Origin of the sequence: Paenibacillus sp. MY03 (assembly GCF_002165585.1) — a bacterium.
GTDB lineage: Bacteria > Bacillota > Bacilli > Paenibacillales > Paenibacillaceae > Pristimantibacillus > Pristimantibacillus agaridevorans.
This window is the reverse complement of sequence record NZ_MXQD01000001.1, coordinates 248,616-264,626: the sequence shown is the minus strand read 5'-3', so window position 1 is coordinate 264,626 and position 16,011 is coordinate 248,616. Positions and strand designations below refer to the sequence as shown.

11 protein-coding genes are annotated in these 16,011 nt (G+C 54.8%); 4 read left to right on the top strand and 7 right to left on the bottom strand.

Translation table 11 applies throughout. The features are described from left to right. Positions 1-31: 31 nt before the first annotated feature. The gene (locus B1748_RS00870; RefSeq protein ID WP_087565972.1) at positions 32-1,066 is read right to left on the bottom strand and encodes an LLM class flavin-dependent oxidoreductase; all 1,035 of its coding nucleotides are present in this window, start codon (positions 1,064-1,066) and stop codon (positions 32-34) included. 51 nt (positions 1,067-1,117) lie between these two features. After that, a complete protein-coding gene (locus tag B1748_RS00865) occupies positions 1,118-1,903 on the bottom strand; it encodes a DUF4184 family protein (protein WP_087565971.1) in 786 nt (261 codons plus the stop codon). A gap of 132 nt (positions 1,904-2,035) precedes the next feature. On the opposite strand from B1748_RS00865, the gene B1748_RS00860 reads away from it, so the two are divergent. Continuing rightward, a complete protein-coding gene (locus B1748_RS00860) occupies positions 2,036-5,440 on the top strand; it encodes a DEAD/DEAH box helicase (protein WP_087566140.1) in 3,405 nt (1,134 codons plus the stop codon). 100 nt (positions 5,441-5,540) lie between these two features. Beyond that, positions 5,541-8,165, top strand: a complete 2,625-nt coding sequence (locus B1748_RS00855; RefSeq protein ID WP_087565970.1) for a winged helix-turn-helix domain-containing protein — start codon at positions 5,541-5,543, stop codon at positions 8,163-8,165. A gap of 459 nt (positions 8,166-8,624) precedes the next feature. Here the strand turns inward: B1748_RS00855 and B1748_RS00850 are convergent, their stop codons facing one another. Together B1748_RS00850 and B1748_RS00845 are read right to left on the bottom strand one after the other, a co-directional pair. After that, positions 8,625-9,389: an HAD family hydrolase gene (locus B1748_RS00850; RefSeq protein ID WP_256975460.1), complete on the bottom strand. Its 765-nt coding sequence runs from the start codon at positions 9,387-9,389 to the stop codon at positions 8,625-8,627. Positions 9,390-9,618: 229 nt separating this feature from the next. Then, positions 9,619-10,374, bottom strand: coding sequence for an RNA polymerase sigma factor (locus B1748_RS00845; protein ID WP_087565968.1), 756 nt, complete (start codon positions 10,372-10,374; stop codon positions 9,619-9,621). A gap of 183 nt (positions 10,375-10,557) precedes the next feature. Here B1748_RS00845 and clpP point away from each other — a divergent pair, with 183 nt between their 5' ends. Together clpP and B1748_RS00835 are read left to right on the top strand one after the other, a co-directional pair. Beyond that, complete coding sequence (gene clpP / locus B1748_RS00840; RefSeq protein ID WP_087565967.1) at positions 10,558-11,142, top strand: ATP-dependent Clp endopeptidase proteolytic subunit ClpP; 585 nt, start codon at positions 10,558-10,560, stop codon at positions 11,140-11,142. Positions 11,143-11,280: 138 nt separating this feature from the next. Then, positions 11,281-11,688, top strand: a complete 408-nt coding sequence (locus B1748_RS00835) for a hypothetical protein (protein ID WP_087565966.1) — start codon at positions 11,281-11,283, stop codon at positions 11,686-11,688. 214 nt (positions 11,689-11,902) lie between these two features. Here B1748_RS00835 and B1748_RS00830 read toward each other — a convergent pair whose 3' ends face one another. The 3 genes from B1748_RS00830 to B1748_RS00820 form a co-directional block, all read right to left on the bottom strand. Next, complete coding sequence (locus B1748_RS00830) at positions 11,903-13,621, bottom strand: ABC transporter substrate-binding protein (protein ID WP_087565965.1); 1,719 nt, start codon at positions 13,619-13,621, stop codon at positions 11,903-11,905. Between the two features lie 305 nt (positions 13,622-13,926). Beyond that, positions 13,927-14,757 (bottom strand): carbohydrate ABC transporter permease, encoded by an 831-nt coding sequence (locus tag B1748_RS00825; protein ID WP_373271240.1) that lies wholly within the window; start codon positions 14,755-14,757, stop codon positions 13,927-13,929. 72 nt (positions 14,758-14,829) lie between these two features. Beyond that, positions 14,830-15,720 (bottom strand): ABC transporter permease, encoded by an 891-nt coding sequence (locus B1748_RS00820; RefSeq protein ID WP_373271239.1) that lies wholly within the window; start codon positions 15,718-15,720, stop codon positions 14,830-14,832. Positions 15,721-16,011 lie beyond the last annotated feature (291 nt).

Genomic DNA, 16,011 nt, shown 5'->3' with positions numbered 1-16,011 from the left:
GAACCCCAATCAGGAGTTCCGCTCTTATTCTTTATAACCCCGCAATAATTTCGTACGACCGGACGCGCGCAGCGTGATCGAAGATATGGGCGGCGATCATAATCTCGTCCGCGCCAGTCGCTTCGATGTATTGGGACAGCTTCTCCTTCACCGTCGCGGGACTGCCCGCGATGGAGGAGCCCAACTGCTGCTGCAGCATGTATTTCTCCTGCTGCGTCCACAGCGACTCCATATCCTTGACCGGCGGCGGCAGCGGTCCCGGCCGCCCTCTGACAAAGCCCAGAAACAGCTGCTGCATGGAGGTAGCCAGATAAGCGGCCTCCTCGTCGGTGTCCGCTGCCACGACGTTTACCGCGACCATCCCATACGGTTCGTCCAGCACGGCTGACGGCTTGAAGGAGCTGCGATACAACTTCATGGCCGGCACGGTAAACGTTGGAGAGAAGTGGCCAGCGAATGCAAACGGAAGGCCCAATTGCCCCGCCAGCTGCGCGCTGAAATCGCTGGAGCCGAGCAGCCAAATCGGGATGTCGGCGCCTTCGCCCGGGATGGCGCGAACGGCCATCGCTTTTTCGAAGCTCTGCGGGTCCATAAACGCTCGCAGCTGCTCCAGCTGATCCGGGAAGTTGCCACCATTGGTCCCTCTCTCTCCCCTAAGAGCGGTTGCCGTTAGCTGATCCGTGCCTGGAGCGCGTCCCAGCCCGAGATCGATGCGTCCCGGGAACAGCGCCTCCAGCGTTCCGAATTGCTCGGCAATGACAAGCGGCGCGTGGTTAGGCAGCATAATGCCGCCGGCGCCGACGCGAATATGCGAAGTGCCGCCCGCCACATGGCCGATGACGACCGATGTGGCGGAGCTTGCGATGCTTGGCGAGTTATGATGTTCCGCCAGCCAGTAGCGATTGTAGCCCCAGCTCTCGGCATGCTGCGCCAAATCTAGCGAGTTGCGAAGCGACTCCGCGACCGTCCCGCCTTGCACGATCGGTGCAACGTCCAGAACGGAAAACGGGATGCCATAGGAGGCGTGCGGCTTGTTAGGCTGCGACTGAGGTTCTTTTTTGGCCATTATCATGATCACCTGCTGACTTTAGAATACTGTAATTTTATTATATACAGTTTATGAAGTCAAATTTTCCTTATCGACTTTCCTTACAGGCGGAATCCATGGAACGAACAGGATCGAAGCGACTATTATGCCCAGCAGAGTGCCGGATATGGACGAAACCACGAACATGCCTAACAGATTCGCGCTGCCGAAGTAAGTCCATTTAACAATAATAGCGAGAATAGCGACCGCAAAGACCACGCACCAGTATCCCGTTTTCAAGCCTCGCGAGACGGAAGGTTCGAAGGGAACATCGGCAGAAGCTTTCTTTAATGTTGCAATCATAAATAGGATAATAACGCTAAGGCCAAGCAGCGAGCCTCCGTGCTGCAATAGCTTATAAATAGGAAATCCGAGAAGCTCCTCCCTCAGCACTCCCCACCTGGATACAAAAAAACCGGACTGGTGCGTAAAGGCATCCACAAACACATGCGAGAAAAAGCCGATCGCAATGGAAACGAGAAGCTTCAAGATATCCCCGAGTTTCCTTAGACGCCATTCTCTCTCCCGAATCAAATTCCTCGCTCTGCTATCTAATCCGAATCGGCTTGGCAGACAAGCCGACAGAGGCTCTTTGATCAGGTAATGGAAAAGGAGCGCCAAACCACAACTGACAGGCAGCGCAAAAAGATAAAGCCCTTCCAGCGAATGCCCGATCGTCTCTCTTGGCTCGAATGCCCAAAAATATTCGAAATCGGGCGACATGCTTCCCAGCACGAGTCCAGTCAAACTAAACAAGCCAGGCTTTACCAGCTTGAGCGGAGCCGCATACAGCGGATGCGCGAACGTAAATGGCATATCATACCTCCCAGGAATGTGATGCCTGTCTCCTTATTGTCCTCTCATTGTACTATAATGAGATTAACTGTTGCGATGGCGGAATGCCTTAATCCATATCCATTAACGAACGAAGCGTCAAAGGAGAACATCATGTCCGTTTCACTTACTCGAAATCAAATTATCAGCCTATGCGGTCCAGAAAACTATGAGAAAGGCGCCGCCTATGCAAGCGAAGGCAAGGTTGCCGTCGAACGCTCCGGCAGCCGTTATTCGGCGACCGTATCGGCCAGTCGTCCTTATGTCGTGCATGTCAGGCTTGGAGCGGGCGGCAGCGTCGAGCCGGAATGCGGCTGCTTGTCCAGTCTGGCGGAGGATCAGCATTGCAAACATATTGCCGCAGCGCTTATCTCCATCGTCGAAGCATCAAGAAAAGGTCGGCTTCGTACGAAGCCCTCAGAGAGCGTGGGTGCCAAAATCTATTTGCAAAGCTCCCCGGATCGCGAGCTCGTCGAGCATCTGCTCGGGCTGTTCGGCGAAGATACCTCCGTACCCGTCAGCTTCGGAAGCCCCTTGCGAGACGATCGGATGGCGCTTAACGTCGAATTCGGCATCCTGCTGCTCCCCGCCCGGGACGGCAGGCATACGATCGGCCTGGATATGAAGATCGGGTTGCAGAAGCTTCACCCCGTCCAGCATTTGGCGGGATTTCTGCGCAGCGTCGAAGAACAACGGGAGTGCCAGACGGCCAAGTCCTTCCGATATACCCCCAAGCAGCATCGTTTCTCTCCCCAGGACGAGCCTGTCATCGAAGAGCTGGTCTCTTTACTAAGAGAAGACGAACGATACCGCTCCGCCATGGCATCCGGGGCTCTTCCCTCTTCCGGGCCGGGACTGGAGGGCAACGAGCGTTTCCTTGTCGTTCCGCCGCATAGCTGGGCGAGACTGCTGACCGTGTTATCCCAAGCATCAAGCGCAAAAACGGAAGTATTTGGCGCTCAAGGAAGAGAACGCTCCAGGCCATCGACCTTCGGCAAGCCTGTGCCAGGTCCTTCGCATAGCCGTTTGCCTCTGCAGTTCAAGCTTGATCGTTCCCGTGAGGATGAAGGTTATTCCCTTACGGCCAGCGGCATCAGAGAAGCGATCGTGCTGGAAGCTTACGGAATGGCCTTTATGGGAGGCGTATTCTATCCGCTCCCCTCCGCCCGACTTGTTCAGCTGGCCAAGCTGAAGCGGCTGCTGTTTTCCGGGATCCGCGATACGGCCGACGAAGAGTCGGTAACAATCGCTGCGGAGCAGATCGACCGCTTTATGGACAAAGTCGTGCCCAGCTTAACGAAGCTTGGGGAGCTGCAGCTTGCCCCTGCTGTCGCGGATCGAATCTGGGTACAGCCGCTGAAGGCGCGTCTCTATCTGGATCGGATTCGCGGGAGACTGCTGGCCGGGCTGGAATTTCAGTACGGCGATATCATCATCAACCCGCTTGAGAACGGGGACAAGCCCCGTGGATCCGAGCGCATTCTAATGCGAGATTCCGAGAAGGAGAAGGAAATTCTGAGGTTGTTCCAGCAGGAGGGGTTCGTAAAAACAGAAGGCGGATATGTAATGGAGGGGGACGACGACGAATTTCTGTTCCTGCACGAGATCGTCCCGCAACTGGAAAAGCTGTTGACCGTCTATGCAACGGCGGCCGTTAAGCTCCGTATCCTTAACGAAACGATCCCTCCCAAGCTGTCGCTTACCTGGGACGAAAGAACGGACTGGCTGGAATTCAAATTCAAGATGGACGGCATCTCCGCGCAGGAGATCAAATCGGTCGTAGAGGCGGTCGAAGCGAAAAAGCCTTATTACAAGCTGGCGACAGGCGCTTTGCTGCCGCTTAGGACGGAGGCGTTCGAAGCGATGCTGCGCGTCATGAACGGCGTCGGTTTGCATCATCTTGCCCTTCATGGCGATATGGCCAGGGTGCCGATCGGCAAGGCTGCCGCGCTCCTGGATATGCCGGGGTCCGATGCGGTAAAGCTGGGGCGCTCCCTTAAGGAGCTGCTGGACAGCCTGCGCGACCCCGAGCGGCTCGATTTCCCTTTGCCGGAAGCTCTCGGCGGCATCTTGAGAGATTATCAGAAGATCGGCTATCAGTGGATGAAGACGCTCGCCGCCTATCGGTTCGGCGGCATTCTTGCCGACGAGATGGGACTCGGCAAGACGATTCAGAGCATCGCCTTCTTGTTGTCCGTCACGGATGACATCCGTGCCTCCGGTCGGCCGGCTCTGATCGTATGCCCCGCTTCCCTGATGTACAACTGGCGAGGCGAGCTGACGCGATTTGCACCTGGCTTGCGCACGGTTATCGCGGACGGGAGCAAGGAGGAACGGCTGGACGCCTTGGATTGGACGATTGCAGGCGGTGACAGTGTCGGTGGCGGCGTCAGTCGTGGAAAGCCCGATTTTGATAAGGACGGCAAAGGCGACGGAAGGCCTGACGTCGTTATCGTCTCTTACCCGCTATTGCGGCGGGACTGGGAGACGTATGCCGCGCATTCGTTCCATACGCTCATCCTGGATGAAGCCCAGGCGTTCAAAAACGTAAATACGCAGACGGCCGGAGCCGTACGTTCGCTGAAGGCCGAATACCGCTTCGCCTTGACGGGCACGCCGATCGAAAATCGGCTCGACGAGCTGTGGTCGATCTTCCGGGCCGTATTCCCCGCGCTCTTCCCGGATCCTCGAGGCTTCGGAGAGCTATCCCGCGAGGAAGTCGCGCGACGCAGCCGTCCGTTCCTGATGCGCCGGCTTAAGTCCGAGGTGCTAAAGGAGCTGCCCGAGAAGATCGAGACGCTTCAGACCAGCGAGCTGCTGCCGGAGCAGAAAAAGCTTTACGCGGCTTATCTCGCCAAGCTGCGCGAGGATTCGCTCAAGCATCTCGACAACGGCGACGAATTCGGCAAAGCCCGTATCCGCATATTGGCGGGCATTACGCGTCTTCGCCAGCTATGCTGCCACCCCGCCTTGTTCGTCGAGGGTTATCAGGGAAGCTCGGCCAAGTTCGAGCAACTTCTGGAGCTCGTCGATCAATGCCGCAGCGCGGGCAGACGCGCGCTCGTGTTCTCCCAATTCACGGAGATGCTCGGTTTGATCAGCCGCGAGCTTGGCTACAAGGGCGTACCCTACTTCTACCTGGATGGCAGCACGCCAGCCGCCGAACGAGTCGAGTTATGCAGCCGATTCAACGAAGGGGAACGCGATCTGTTCCTGCTCTCGCTGAAGGCGGGCGGCACGGGGCTTAACCTGACGGGGGCGGATACGGTCATTCTGTATGACCTTTGGTGGAATCCAGCGGTGGAGCAACAGGCAGCGGACCGTGCGCACCGAATCGGCCAGCGAAATGTCGTTCAGATTATACGGCTCGTCTCCGAAGGAACCGTGGAGGATAAGATGGTGGAGCTTCAGCAGCGCAAGTTAACCCTGATCGACGATGTTTTGTCGCAGGACGGCCTATCCTCCTCCTCGCTGACGGAGGCGGATCTGCGGGAGCTGTTGTCGCTCGGCAATCGCTAGACGCTTGCGTCTCTACATTTCGACAGCTTTCCCTTATAATAGACAATAACAGCAACACGAACGGAACGGTCTTACTTCGCAGTTGGGAGGAACGATTGGAATGACTGTCATGCACGATCGCGCGGCTCTGGCCAAAATCACATTACCCACCAGAAGAGGCAGATTCGTGACTCGCGAACGGCTGCTTCAGACTCTTAATCGATCCCTCGCCGGCAAGCTGACGATTGTCTGCGCACCGGCCGGATATGGCAAAACATCGCTTCTCGCAGAATGGGGAAATCAAGTCGGAAGACCTGTCGCATGGCTTTCGCTGGACGGCGCCGACAATGACAGCAACCGCTTCTGGCGATGCCTGACGCATGCGCTGGCTGCTTCCGTGGACGATCCTGCCGCAGAACGTTTGTATTTGCTCGCGGAGGGAATGAACTCCGTGTCCCGGCTAACCTATATCGATGCTTTGCTGAACGAGCTCGCCCTGGTCACGCGCCCTCTCCTGTTTATTATCGACGATTATCATGCGATCACAAGCGAGCAGTTGCACGAGCACATCGCTTATTTCATTCAATACATGCCGGATAATCTGCATCTCGCCATAGCAAGCAGGCAGCCGATTCCGTTCCCCACGATGAAGCTTATGATTAGCGGCGAAGCGGCGGAGCTGACCGTCTCCGAATTACGATTTACGCTGGAGGAGACAGAGCTCCTGCTGTGCGACTCCGCCCCTGCCACTGTCGAGTGCCTCATCGAGCTGTTAGATCGGACTGAGGGCTGGATTACCGGCATGATGCTCGTCCGGGTGATGCTGCGATCCGGTCAGACGATGGAACATGCGCTACGCTCCTTCAAGGGCCACGAGCGCCATGTGTCCGATTATCTATTTCAGGAAGCTGTAGCCTCGCTCCCTATCGAGCTCAAAGACTTCCTGCTGCGCACATCGTTGTTAACAAACTTCGATGCGTCATATTGCAACGAGGTGACCGGCCGGGATGACGGTGATGTCATGCTGGAGCAAATCCATGAGCTGAATTTATTTCTGCTTCCGATCGGCGAGCGTTCCGGTTATTTCCGGTATCATCGACTTTTCTCCGAATTTTTGGCGGAGACGTTCCGGATGGAGCATCCGAAGGAGTGGCGGCGGACGCACGGCAGAGCAAGCGTCTTGTTCGCCAGGCACGGCATGCTTCATGAAGCCATCGACCATGCCTCGTTTGCCGGAGAATATGACATGATGGAGGAGCTGCTGGGCAGACACATCCCCGATGTCCTGCGCCGCGGCGAACTGGTAACGCTGCTCCGATGGTTCGGCAGCTTCCCGGACGATTATTCGCTCTCGCATGAGATGTCGCTGCTCCATGCCTTCGCGCTCGTGCTGACGGGACAGCTTGAGCCGGCGGAGCATCTGCTCCAGCGGTTGGAGCGGGTGCTGGAGCAGGCCCACGGCTTGCAATCAGAGAAAAACGAAGATCTGAAGTCGGGCATCCTGTTCGTCCGATCGAATCTCGTATTCATCAGCGGCGATTATGAGCGTTGGCTGGCATACAGCACTGGCATTTTGGATGAACTTCTCCCGGAGAATCCGCTTTTCTACAACTTTAACTACAACCTCAAGGAGCCTTTCGTCCGTAGAACGGTAATGGGGATGAACGGCGTATTATCGCCGACGACCGAGACGATCGCGGAGCTGTTCAGCGGCACGCTGGATTCCCACGGCTGGGACCGCTCCCTTATCAATCTGTACGTCAAACAATCATTGGCGGAAGGTTACTACGAATGGAACCGGTTGAAGGACAGCCTCAGCCTGTTGAGAGGTATCGAGCAAGCGGTGGCGAGCCGCGGCATTCCCGGTCTGCTCATTCCGCATCGGCTTACCGAAGCATCCATCCATAAGGCGCTCGGGGACATAGCTCAAGCGGAGCAGGTCGTCGAGGATGCGTTGCGATTCGCGTCTGGTCTTGAGGACAAACATTGGCTTATCGCGGTATACGCATTCCGGACGAGATTGGAATTATCCATTGGCAGCTTGTCGCAAGCGAAGGATACGGCCAAACATATGTCGGTAACGGCCAGGGAGCTTCCGATATACGCGAAGGAGTACGAATATTTGACGCTTGCCCGCCTGCTGGGACGTCAACGCAAAGAGAAGGAGGCGCTGCGTCTCCTGGAATTATTGAAGCCCCAGGCCAGAAGGGAAGGCCAGTTGAGCAGTCTTGTGGAGCATGCAGTGCTGCATGCCCTCTTCGAATACAAGGTCGGCAACCGGAACTCGGCCTTTGCATCGCTTGAAGAGGCGCTCATAATTGGTGCCGAGAACGGATATATCCGCAGCTTCGCGGATGAAGGAGCGGAGATGACCGAGCTTCTGCACCGCTACAAAGAATACGCCGTGGCCCATGGCCGCATTTATTATCCGCGCAGAGGCCGAAAGAGCAGCGTAGATGTGCTGCCTGGAGTAACAGGCTCCTACCTGGATGAGCTGATTGCCGCCTGCCCGGCTCCTGTTCTCCCGCAGGTTAGGAAGGGACGCGCCTCGAAGGAGCCGCTGACGCGCAGCGAGCTCGAGTTGCTGCGCCAGTTGCGAAAGGGAGCCTCCAACAAACAAATCTCCGCCGCCCTGCATCTGTCAGAAGGTACGGTAAAGGTCTATTTGTCCACGCTGTACGGCAAGCTCGGCGTATCCTCCAGGACGCAGGCGCTGATTGCCGCACAGGAGCGCAAGCTGCTCTAGAACCTGGGGGGGGACGAACGTCGAATAACCCGTTAAGCCGAAGCGTGCTTGCTGCACGTTGCTTAACGGGTTTATTTGTATGCGGCTTGCCCGCTATTTTTGGCGGATCAGGGCCGCGCTGGCTGGCTGGGAGGACGAGCGGATGTGTATGAAAAAGCGAGTTCATTGGGGCCCTGGCGGGCGAGGACGAGCGGATGTGTATGAAAAAGCGAGTTCATTGGGGTCCTGGCGGGCGGGGATGAGCGAATGTGTATGAAAAAGCGAGTTCATTGGATGGGCCGGGCAGGCCCGGTACAGCGCATTATAGCGGGTTTTTCCGCTATATTGGGCGGATCAGCCCCGGCCTTAACCATTGTAGACTACACAGGGAGCCCGTTGTAGTATACTTTTATGCTTCTTTCGGCGATTCAGGCAACCTACGAGCTCACTCTACTTGAGCCCATAGGAGTTTATTTCCCGCTATAACTTAACTGTCTGATCAAGTCTGGTGCGGCTCATTTTGAAAGCAGCCATCAGCTTCATTAACAGATCAGCCAATTCTTTATAATCGGCAACGATGTGGTGGGGCTGATCGTCGCTCTCCGGCTGAGCCCCCCGGTAATTGAACCAGACGACTGTCCAACCCGCGCCCAAGGCGCCGACCACGTCGTTGCGCCAGGAATCGCCTACATAGACACATTGCTCAGGCGTCGTTCCCGTAGCCGCGTTAATGTGGCGGAATAGCCGAATGTCGGGCTTATCCCACCCCGTCTCGCCGGAAATAAAGATACGCTCCGGAGAAACGAACTCTTCTAGCCGCATAGCCTCGATTTTGCGTCGCTGGTGGTTTCCTGCTCCATTTGTGATCAAACCTACCGCGATGCCCGATGCCGCCAACTTGGCAAGCAGTTCTCGCGAGCCAGGGAACATCTCGATGTCATACTGGCAGCCGATATAAGCCGCCTGCACCTCCGCGGCTTCCTCGTCGCTCAACTGAATGCCAAACTCGGCCAAAGTCAACTGAAAACGCCGCCTTCTCATCCCTTCGGTCGCCGCTCCCGCTTCCATCGCTCCTGCGCCGCCCAACTCTAATGACAACTTGTCGCTATAATATCGGAGCCGGTGATAAGCTTCCTCGAAGGGGAAGTCCGGCCTATCGCTCGTCAAACCTTGTATCGCCTTCCGAAACGGCAGCAGGTGGTCGTACAGCGTATCGTCTACGTCAAAAAATACCGTTGTATGCATAGTAGCGCTTCCCATCTTTCCTTCTTTCCTTTTTCCTTCTTCTTGTTCCAGTATATCAAATGTCCCTTAATCCCGCCCTAACCTCCACTAGCCCGCCTCAATAGCTGAGGCAGGATAGCAAGGAAATATATCCGGTCAACAGAAACGTCCATTACGCAGCTTGCCCTGCCCAGGTTATCAGGCCACAGAAACAGCATTTACCCCGAATCAGGCCTGAAATCCGCGGACATCAAGCCGACATAAGCATGGAATACGAGGCTTGCGGACCCATCGAGGTTGCACCGTAGCTTGGAGACTGTACGCTCCAGCCAATAACCTCCAGTCTCCCCGCAGAGGTCTGAGGCACATATAGCAGCCGTATTAGCTCGTCGGTTCGGCCAAAAACGTAGGCTTCCCGGACTTGCCGCACCATCGCTTCCGATTCTAAATCTTCCGTTCTCATAACGTGGCCCTTATCGTAATCGCTATCTTGAAGCAAGGACGTCCTTACGTCCTCAAGCGCACGACGCGCTCTGTGCAGTGCAGCTTTTACCGCTCCTTCGCTTGTATCCAGCAGTTCTGCAGTCTCCGCGATGGAGTAACCGAGCGTGTCGCGCAGCATGAATACGGTTCGCTGGATCGGCGACATCAGCCGATAGATCGCGGCGATCGCCCGATCCGCTTCCTCCGTATCCTCCTGAGGCGGCTGACCGCCAGCCTCTTGCAGCTGCCCGATACGTTCTCGCAGCATCCGTCTTCGGCGGCATTCGTCGACCCAGCCGTTCTTGGCTACCCGGATCAGGAACGCCTCCGGATTAACATGACTCTCTATCTTCCGGCTCTGTATCGCCTTCAGCCATGTCTGCTGCGCGAGGTCCTCCGCATCGGGGATAGAACCCGTCAGCGAAATGCAGTACCGGTACAACGAGGCCTGCAACGCTTCCAGCTCCATACTTGCATCCCGTCTCTCGATCCCTCTATCCGCAATGCCATCTTTGCTCATCATTGTCCAGCCTCCTTCACCCGCTGCAAGCGAAGCGGATATCGTCCTTCTGGGGTAAACGAACGAATACGCTTAAAAGTTACTCTCCGCGTTATACTTATATCCTATCCCGAATTCGCGTATCCTTCCAGCCCCCTGGATCGTTTACCCGGCGTAATCCAATTCAAACCTACGGGAGGTTACCCCATGAACATTCCAATACCATACGTCGTCGAGCAGACGAACCGCGGCGAGAGATCGTACGATATCTATTCGAGACTGCTGAAGGACCGCATCGTCTTCGTCGGCTCGGAAATTAACGATGCCGTTGCTAACAGCATCATTGCGCAGTTGCTGTTCCTAACGGCGGAAGATCCCGACAAGGACATCCATATGTACATCAACAGTCCGGGCGGCTCCGTGACGGCAGGTCTTGCCATCTACGATACCATGCAATACGTGAAGCCGGAGATTAGCACCATCTGCACGGGCTTCGCCGCTTCCTTCGGCGCCATTCTTCTGCTGGCAGGCCACAAAGGCAAGCGATTCGCGCTGCCCAATAGCGAGATCATGATTCATCAGCCTCACGGCGGCACCCGGGGACAAGCGAGCGATATCGCCATTACCGCCAGACATATTCTTAACACAAGGGAAAAGTTGAATCGCATTACCGCAGAGCGCACCGGTCAGTCGCTGGAGAGGATCGAGCGGGATATGGACCGAGACTATTACATGTCCGCGGAAGAAGCGGTCGAATACGGCATCATCGACAAGGTGATTGTTCAGCGCTAACGCCGTTCCGGCAACCTGATTCCATCAACTCTATTAAAATAACGCTCTATCGGGACAGATCGCCTTCGGCAAAAGTACAAGCAAATGCTAGAGCTAAATCATAGCATATAGTACTTTACGAGAAGAAGGTGAAAGCATTTGGCTAAGAACAAATTGTTGTTCAGTACACCCGCTGAAGGCGTATCGCTCCGTACGGGCTCGAGCAGAGTGTTGACTCGAAAAGACCGTCACCATCATCATCACCATCACAAAGACCGAGGCATCAAAGTCAAAAAATATGAAACCATTCGCCTGTTCGCAGAGAACCGCGGCACATCCGCGACGTCCGTAAATGTCGCCATGACCAGCACGCAGAATGGTAGAACCGACAACTATAGGCTCGCAAGAGTGAGGCTCGCTCCAGGGCAATCGTATACGGACACGTACAGGGTACCCGGCAAATATGTCAACATTGTAGCATACTCAACGGGATACTCCGGCGGCTGCGGCGGCAGAGGCAGAGGCAGAATCGACACAATCGACGTGCAGCTGTACGGCCGCAAGTAAGTCAAAGAAATAAAATAAGACAAGGTGAAACGTCTGTCGCCGTCCTTTGGCGGCGCAGCGCGTTTTATTCCGAGAATTATAGGTCAAGTACGGAGAAAACATATACTTTCTTATAATTTGAAAAAGGTCGAGCAGAGGTTCCCTTTGCTTCGACCTTTTCCCTTTGTTACATTGTTAGAAATGCTCTCCTTGGTGCGCTCCTCGTATTCCGCTATTATTTGGACCAAAGTTCCACGCGGGCTTTGACCATGTTCGAGAATTCCTCGTTCAACTTGGCCACGCCGGCATCGTCCAAATCCTTCAGGAAGGCGTCATAGATTTTGTCGAAGTCTTCCGGCTTCGCCAGGATCGCTTCGGGAATACGTTTTTTCATAATGTCCTGCGTCTTCTGGAAAATAACGTTCGCCTGCGAACCCGTCTCAAATGGAAGCGTCCAAGCCGCTCCGTATTTGCGCTCGGGGAACGCGTCGTTAGCCGGCCACAGATCTCTGTACGTCGTTGCACCGTAAGCCGCCAGCGTCTTTTTATCCGCTTCGGAATAAGCCGTGACGATCTGCTCCGGGAAGTTCGTTGTATAGTAGTTGCCGCTTGGATCCATAACGCCGTCGCCATAACGGGCGGAGATCAGGTAGTTGCCGATGCCCGTCGTTTTCTTGAACGTATTGTTGTCGTTCGACTTCTGCGCTTGTACGTCGGCAGGGATAACGCGTTTGCCGTTCTCTACGTTGTAATGCTTGCCTTCGATCCCCCAGTTGACGAGAACCTGGCCTTCATCCGATGCAAGGTAGTCCAGGAACTTGATGGTGCGGACCGGATCCTTTGCGTCTTTCGTGATCGCAATGCCGTAACCGGACAGGTAACCCGTTCCTTGGAAGGAATGGTCTTGGTAAGTCTCGTCAAGCGTAACCGGGAAACGTGCGTACGTGGAGTCGAATTTGCCTTCGGCTTTCAGCGCGTTTTCGGCATCCGCATAGTCCCATTGTTGATCAACCAGACCAAGAACGCGGCCGGAAGCGATTTTCGCTTTGTATTGGTCATACTTCTGGACGAAGCTCTCGGGATCCAGCAAGCCGATATTGTTCATGTGGTTCAGCCAACGGAAGTATTCGCGCTCTTCGGGACGCTGGTAATGCATGATAGCTTCGAACGTTTCCTGGTTGATGTAGAATTCGCCGTCATCCGGAGCGCCCGTCGCGTAGAACGCGGGGTTCGTTACGGAGATAAGGATCTGCCATTCGCCGCCGTTCAGCGACATGCCGATCGTAGGTTGTCCGTCTTCGGTTTTCGGATTTTTTTCGATGTAGGCTTTGATTGCGTTCTCGTAATCTTTTACCGTTTTGATCTCGGGGAAACCCGCAGCTTCAAGAACCTTATGCTGCAGCTGGAAGCCGCCGCCCGCTTCGAAATAAGTGTGGCCTACGCCATCTTGCGGCAATACGTAGATCGCGTCGTCTTGCTCGCTCCAACGAAGACGGTTGAAGTATTCGCCATAAATTTTCTTAAGGTTCGGAGCATGTTCTTCGATCAACGGACGAAGATCGATCAGCGCGCCGGCATCAACCAGCTTGCCCGCGTTGCCCTTCGGCATAACAAGGTCCGGATATTCGTCGCTTGCAACCATCAGGGCGAACATGTCGGCATCGCTTCCGCCAACGGGGAACTCCTGTTTAAGCGTTACGCCCGTCTTGGCCAGAATCTCTTGGCCGACTTCGCTTTTCATGTCATCCCAGTTTGCGTTCACGTCGCCGGATGCAAGGCGAATCGTAATCGGTTCAAGCGATTCCTCGCCTGCATTGTTGGTGTTGCCCGAATTGCCGCCGTTCGCCGCGCCGGTATTTCCGCCATTGCCTCCATTGTTGCCGGAGCAAGCTGCAAGGAAAACGAAGACGAGGACAAGCAGCGTGCTGAACATCATTTTGGCTTTCTTTTTCATCTGAATGTTGCCTCCCTTTTAATAATGTACCTAACTATATAGAACAGGATACCTGTCACTACCAGATAAAGGTGGTTAAAAAGTTTACTTTTGATCACGAAGCATCTCATGGATGCTTATTCGGCGTCGAATCTTGAACTCAGCCGGCTCCTCCGGTACTCACTTAGCGCTGCTAAGCTCCGTTCCTCGGATCTCGGCTTCGCCCAACCTTCTCGGTGCTGAAAAGCAAACTTTTTAACTTCATTTGAACTTCAAACCTTTAAACCTTAAGCCTTTAAACCTTCAAACCTTCTATCCTCACAACATTAACTTTTGACCGCGCCTAGAGTCATGCCTTTGACGAAGTAACGTTGCAGGAACGGATAGACGAGCAGGATCGGAACCGTGACGACGATGGTGATCGCCATCTTGATGGATTCCGGGGATACCGAAGCGATAGCTTGCTGCGCGTTCGGATCGCGGTAGTTGTTGCCCGATTGCGTCGACTGCAGCACCTTCATAAGTTCGTACTGCAAGGTCGTATTTTCCGCCTTCATGTTATTGAAGAGGTAGGTATCGAACCAAGCGTTCCAGTGTCCCACCGCCACGAACAAAGCGATCGTCGCCAGCACCGGCTGGCATAGCGGCAGGATGATCCGCCAGAAGATGGTCCAATCGTTTGCGCCGTCGATTTTGGCCGATTCCTGCAAGGCGATAGGCAGGTTATCGATATAGGAGCGGACAACGAACACGTTCCATACGCTCAGGATAGCCGGAATGATATATACCTCGAAGGTACCGATTAAGCCCAGATGTCTCATCAGCATATAGCCCGGAATCAGGCCGCCGGAGAAGTACATCGTCATCGCGAACAGGACGGACATCCACTTTCTTGCTTGGAAGTCGCGGCGGCTCAGCGTGTAAGCCATCATGGAAGCCGACAGGACGCCGACGATCGTGCCGATGACGGTCCGCAGGACGGAGTTTTTGAAGCCCGTGAGCAATCCGTCGAACGCGAAGATCGTCGCGTAGTTGTCCAGCGTGAATTCCCGAGGGAAGATGGTAATGCCTCCGCGCACCGTATCGACCGAGTTGTTGAACGAGATAGCGAGAACGTTAAGGAACGGATAAAGCGTGACGATACCCGCAATGACCATTAGACAATAGAGGCCGATGTCGAACAATTTGTCGCCGTATCTGCGTTGTGAAACATTCATGCAAAGGCCTCCTTAAATCACCGATTCTTTGGTAATGCGTTTGTAAATGTAATTCGCCGCAAACACGAGGATGATGCTGACGACGGAGTTGAAGATGCCAATGGCCGTACCGTAGGAGTAGCGGCTGAGATTGATGCCGTAGTTCAACGCGTATAACTCCAATACCTCGGAATAATTGCTGACGAGCGGGTTCCCCAGCAAGAACTGCTTCTCGAAGCCGATGCTGATCAGATGGCCGATCGAGAGGATGAACAGTACCATGAAAGTTGTCCGGATGCCGGGCAGCGTGATGTGCCACATTTTGCGGAAGCGTCCCGCTCCGTCCACCGTCGCCGCCTCGTATTGCTCTTGATCGATGCCCGCCATGGCCGCCAGAAAGATGATGGAGTTCCAGCCCGTCTCTTTCCAAGCATCCGATGCCGTGACGATGCCCCAGAACCACTCGCCCTTGGCCATGAACTGGATGGGCGCGTCGATGATGTGAAGCGCCATCAGCAGTTGGTTGACCGCGCCGCCATCTGTCGATAACATCTTGTACACCATACCGGAGACGACGACCCATGAAACGAAGTGAGGCAGATAAGAGATCGTTTGGATCGAACGCTTAAAGAATTGATTCTTGATTTCGTTAATGAACAGGGCGAAGATGATGGGAACCGTGAAGCTGACGATCAGCCCCATAATGCTCATGCCGAGCGTGTTCCGCAATACGAGATAGAACCTTTCGTCGGTGAACAATTCGATGAAATTATCGAGGCCGACCCATTTCTGATTCAGGATCGAGAATCTCGGCTTGTAGTTCTGGAACGCCATCAGCCAGCCCCAGATCGGGACGTAACTGAACACGATGATCCACGCTACGAAAGGAAGCGACATCAGGTACAAGTACCGGTGCTCGATCATCCTCCCGAGAAAACGCTTACGCTTATTGACTGCCGACGAGCGGCCGTGTTCCGTGGACGGCATTGTTTTCATCTGGCATGTTTCCTCCTCTGCTGACGCCATGCGACCTGCTTTTGTTGTTGTCCTAATCTTAACGGAAAATACACATCCCCCGACACCGTCCATATCGGTCATAAAATCATATCAAAATCGGCGATGCTTCCGTTACAGATCCCAACTCAAGACGCAGACCTCGAAAGATCCGACTGGATGATGACGCTGGCAACTCTCGCATACAAAAAGCCTCCAAAA

Coding starts and splice junctions, on each gene's coding strand:
- B1748_RS00860 (WP_087566140.1), top strand. CDS start 2,036: ATGTCCGTTTCACTTACTCGAAATCAAATTATCAGCCTATGCGGTCCA.
- B1748_RS00850 (WP_256975460.1), bottom strand. CDS start 9,389: ATGCATACAACGGTATTTTTTGACGTAGACGATACGCTGTACGACCAC.
- B1748_RS00820 (WP_373271239.1), bottom strand. CDS start 15,720: ATGATCGAGCACCGGTACTTGTACCTGATGTCGCTTCCTTTCGTAGCG.
- B1748_RS00845 (WP_087565968.1), bottom strand. CDS start 10,374: ATGATGAGCAAAGATGGCATTGCGGATAGAGGGATCGAGAGACGGGAT.
- clpP (WP_087565967.1), top strand. CDS start 10,558: ATGAACATTCCAATACCATACGTCGTCGAGCAGACGAACCGCGGCGAG.
- B1748_RS00865 (WP_087565971.1), bottom strand. CDS start 1,903: ATGCCATTTACGTTCGCGCATCCGCTGTATGCGGCTCCGCTCAAGCTG.
- B1748_RS00825 (WP_373271240.1), bottom strand. CDS start 14,757: ATGGTCATTGCGGGTATCGTCACGCTTTATCCGTTCCTTAACGTTCTC.
- B1748_RS00870 (WP_087565972.1), bottom strand. CDS start 1,066: ATGGCCAAAAAAGAACCTCAGTCGCAGCCTAACAAGCCGCACGCCTCC.
- B1748_RS00855 (WP_087565970.1), top strand. CDS start 5,541: ATGACTGTCATGCACGATCGCGCGGCTCTGGCCAAAATCACATTACCC.
- B1748_RS00830 (WP_087565965.1), bottom strand. CDS start 13,621: ATGAAAAAGAAAGCCAAAATGATGTTCAGCACGCTGCTTGTCCTCGTC.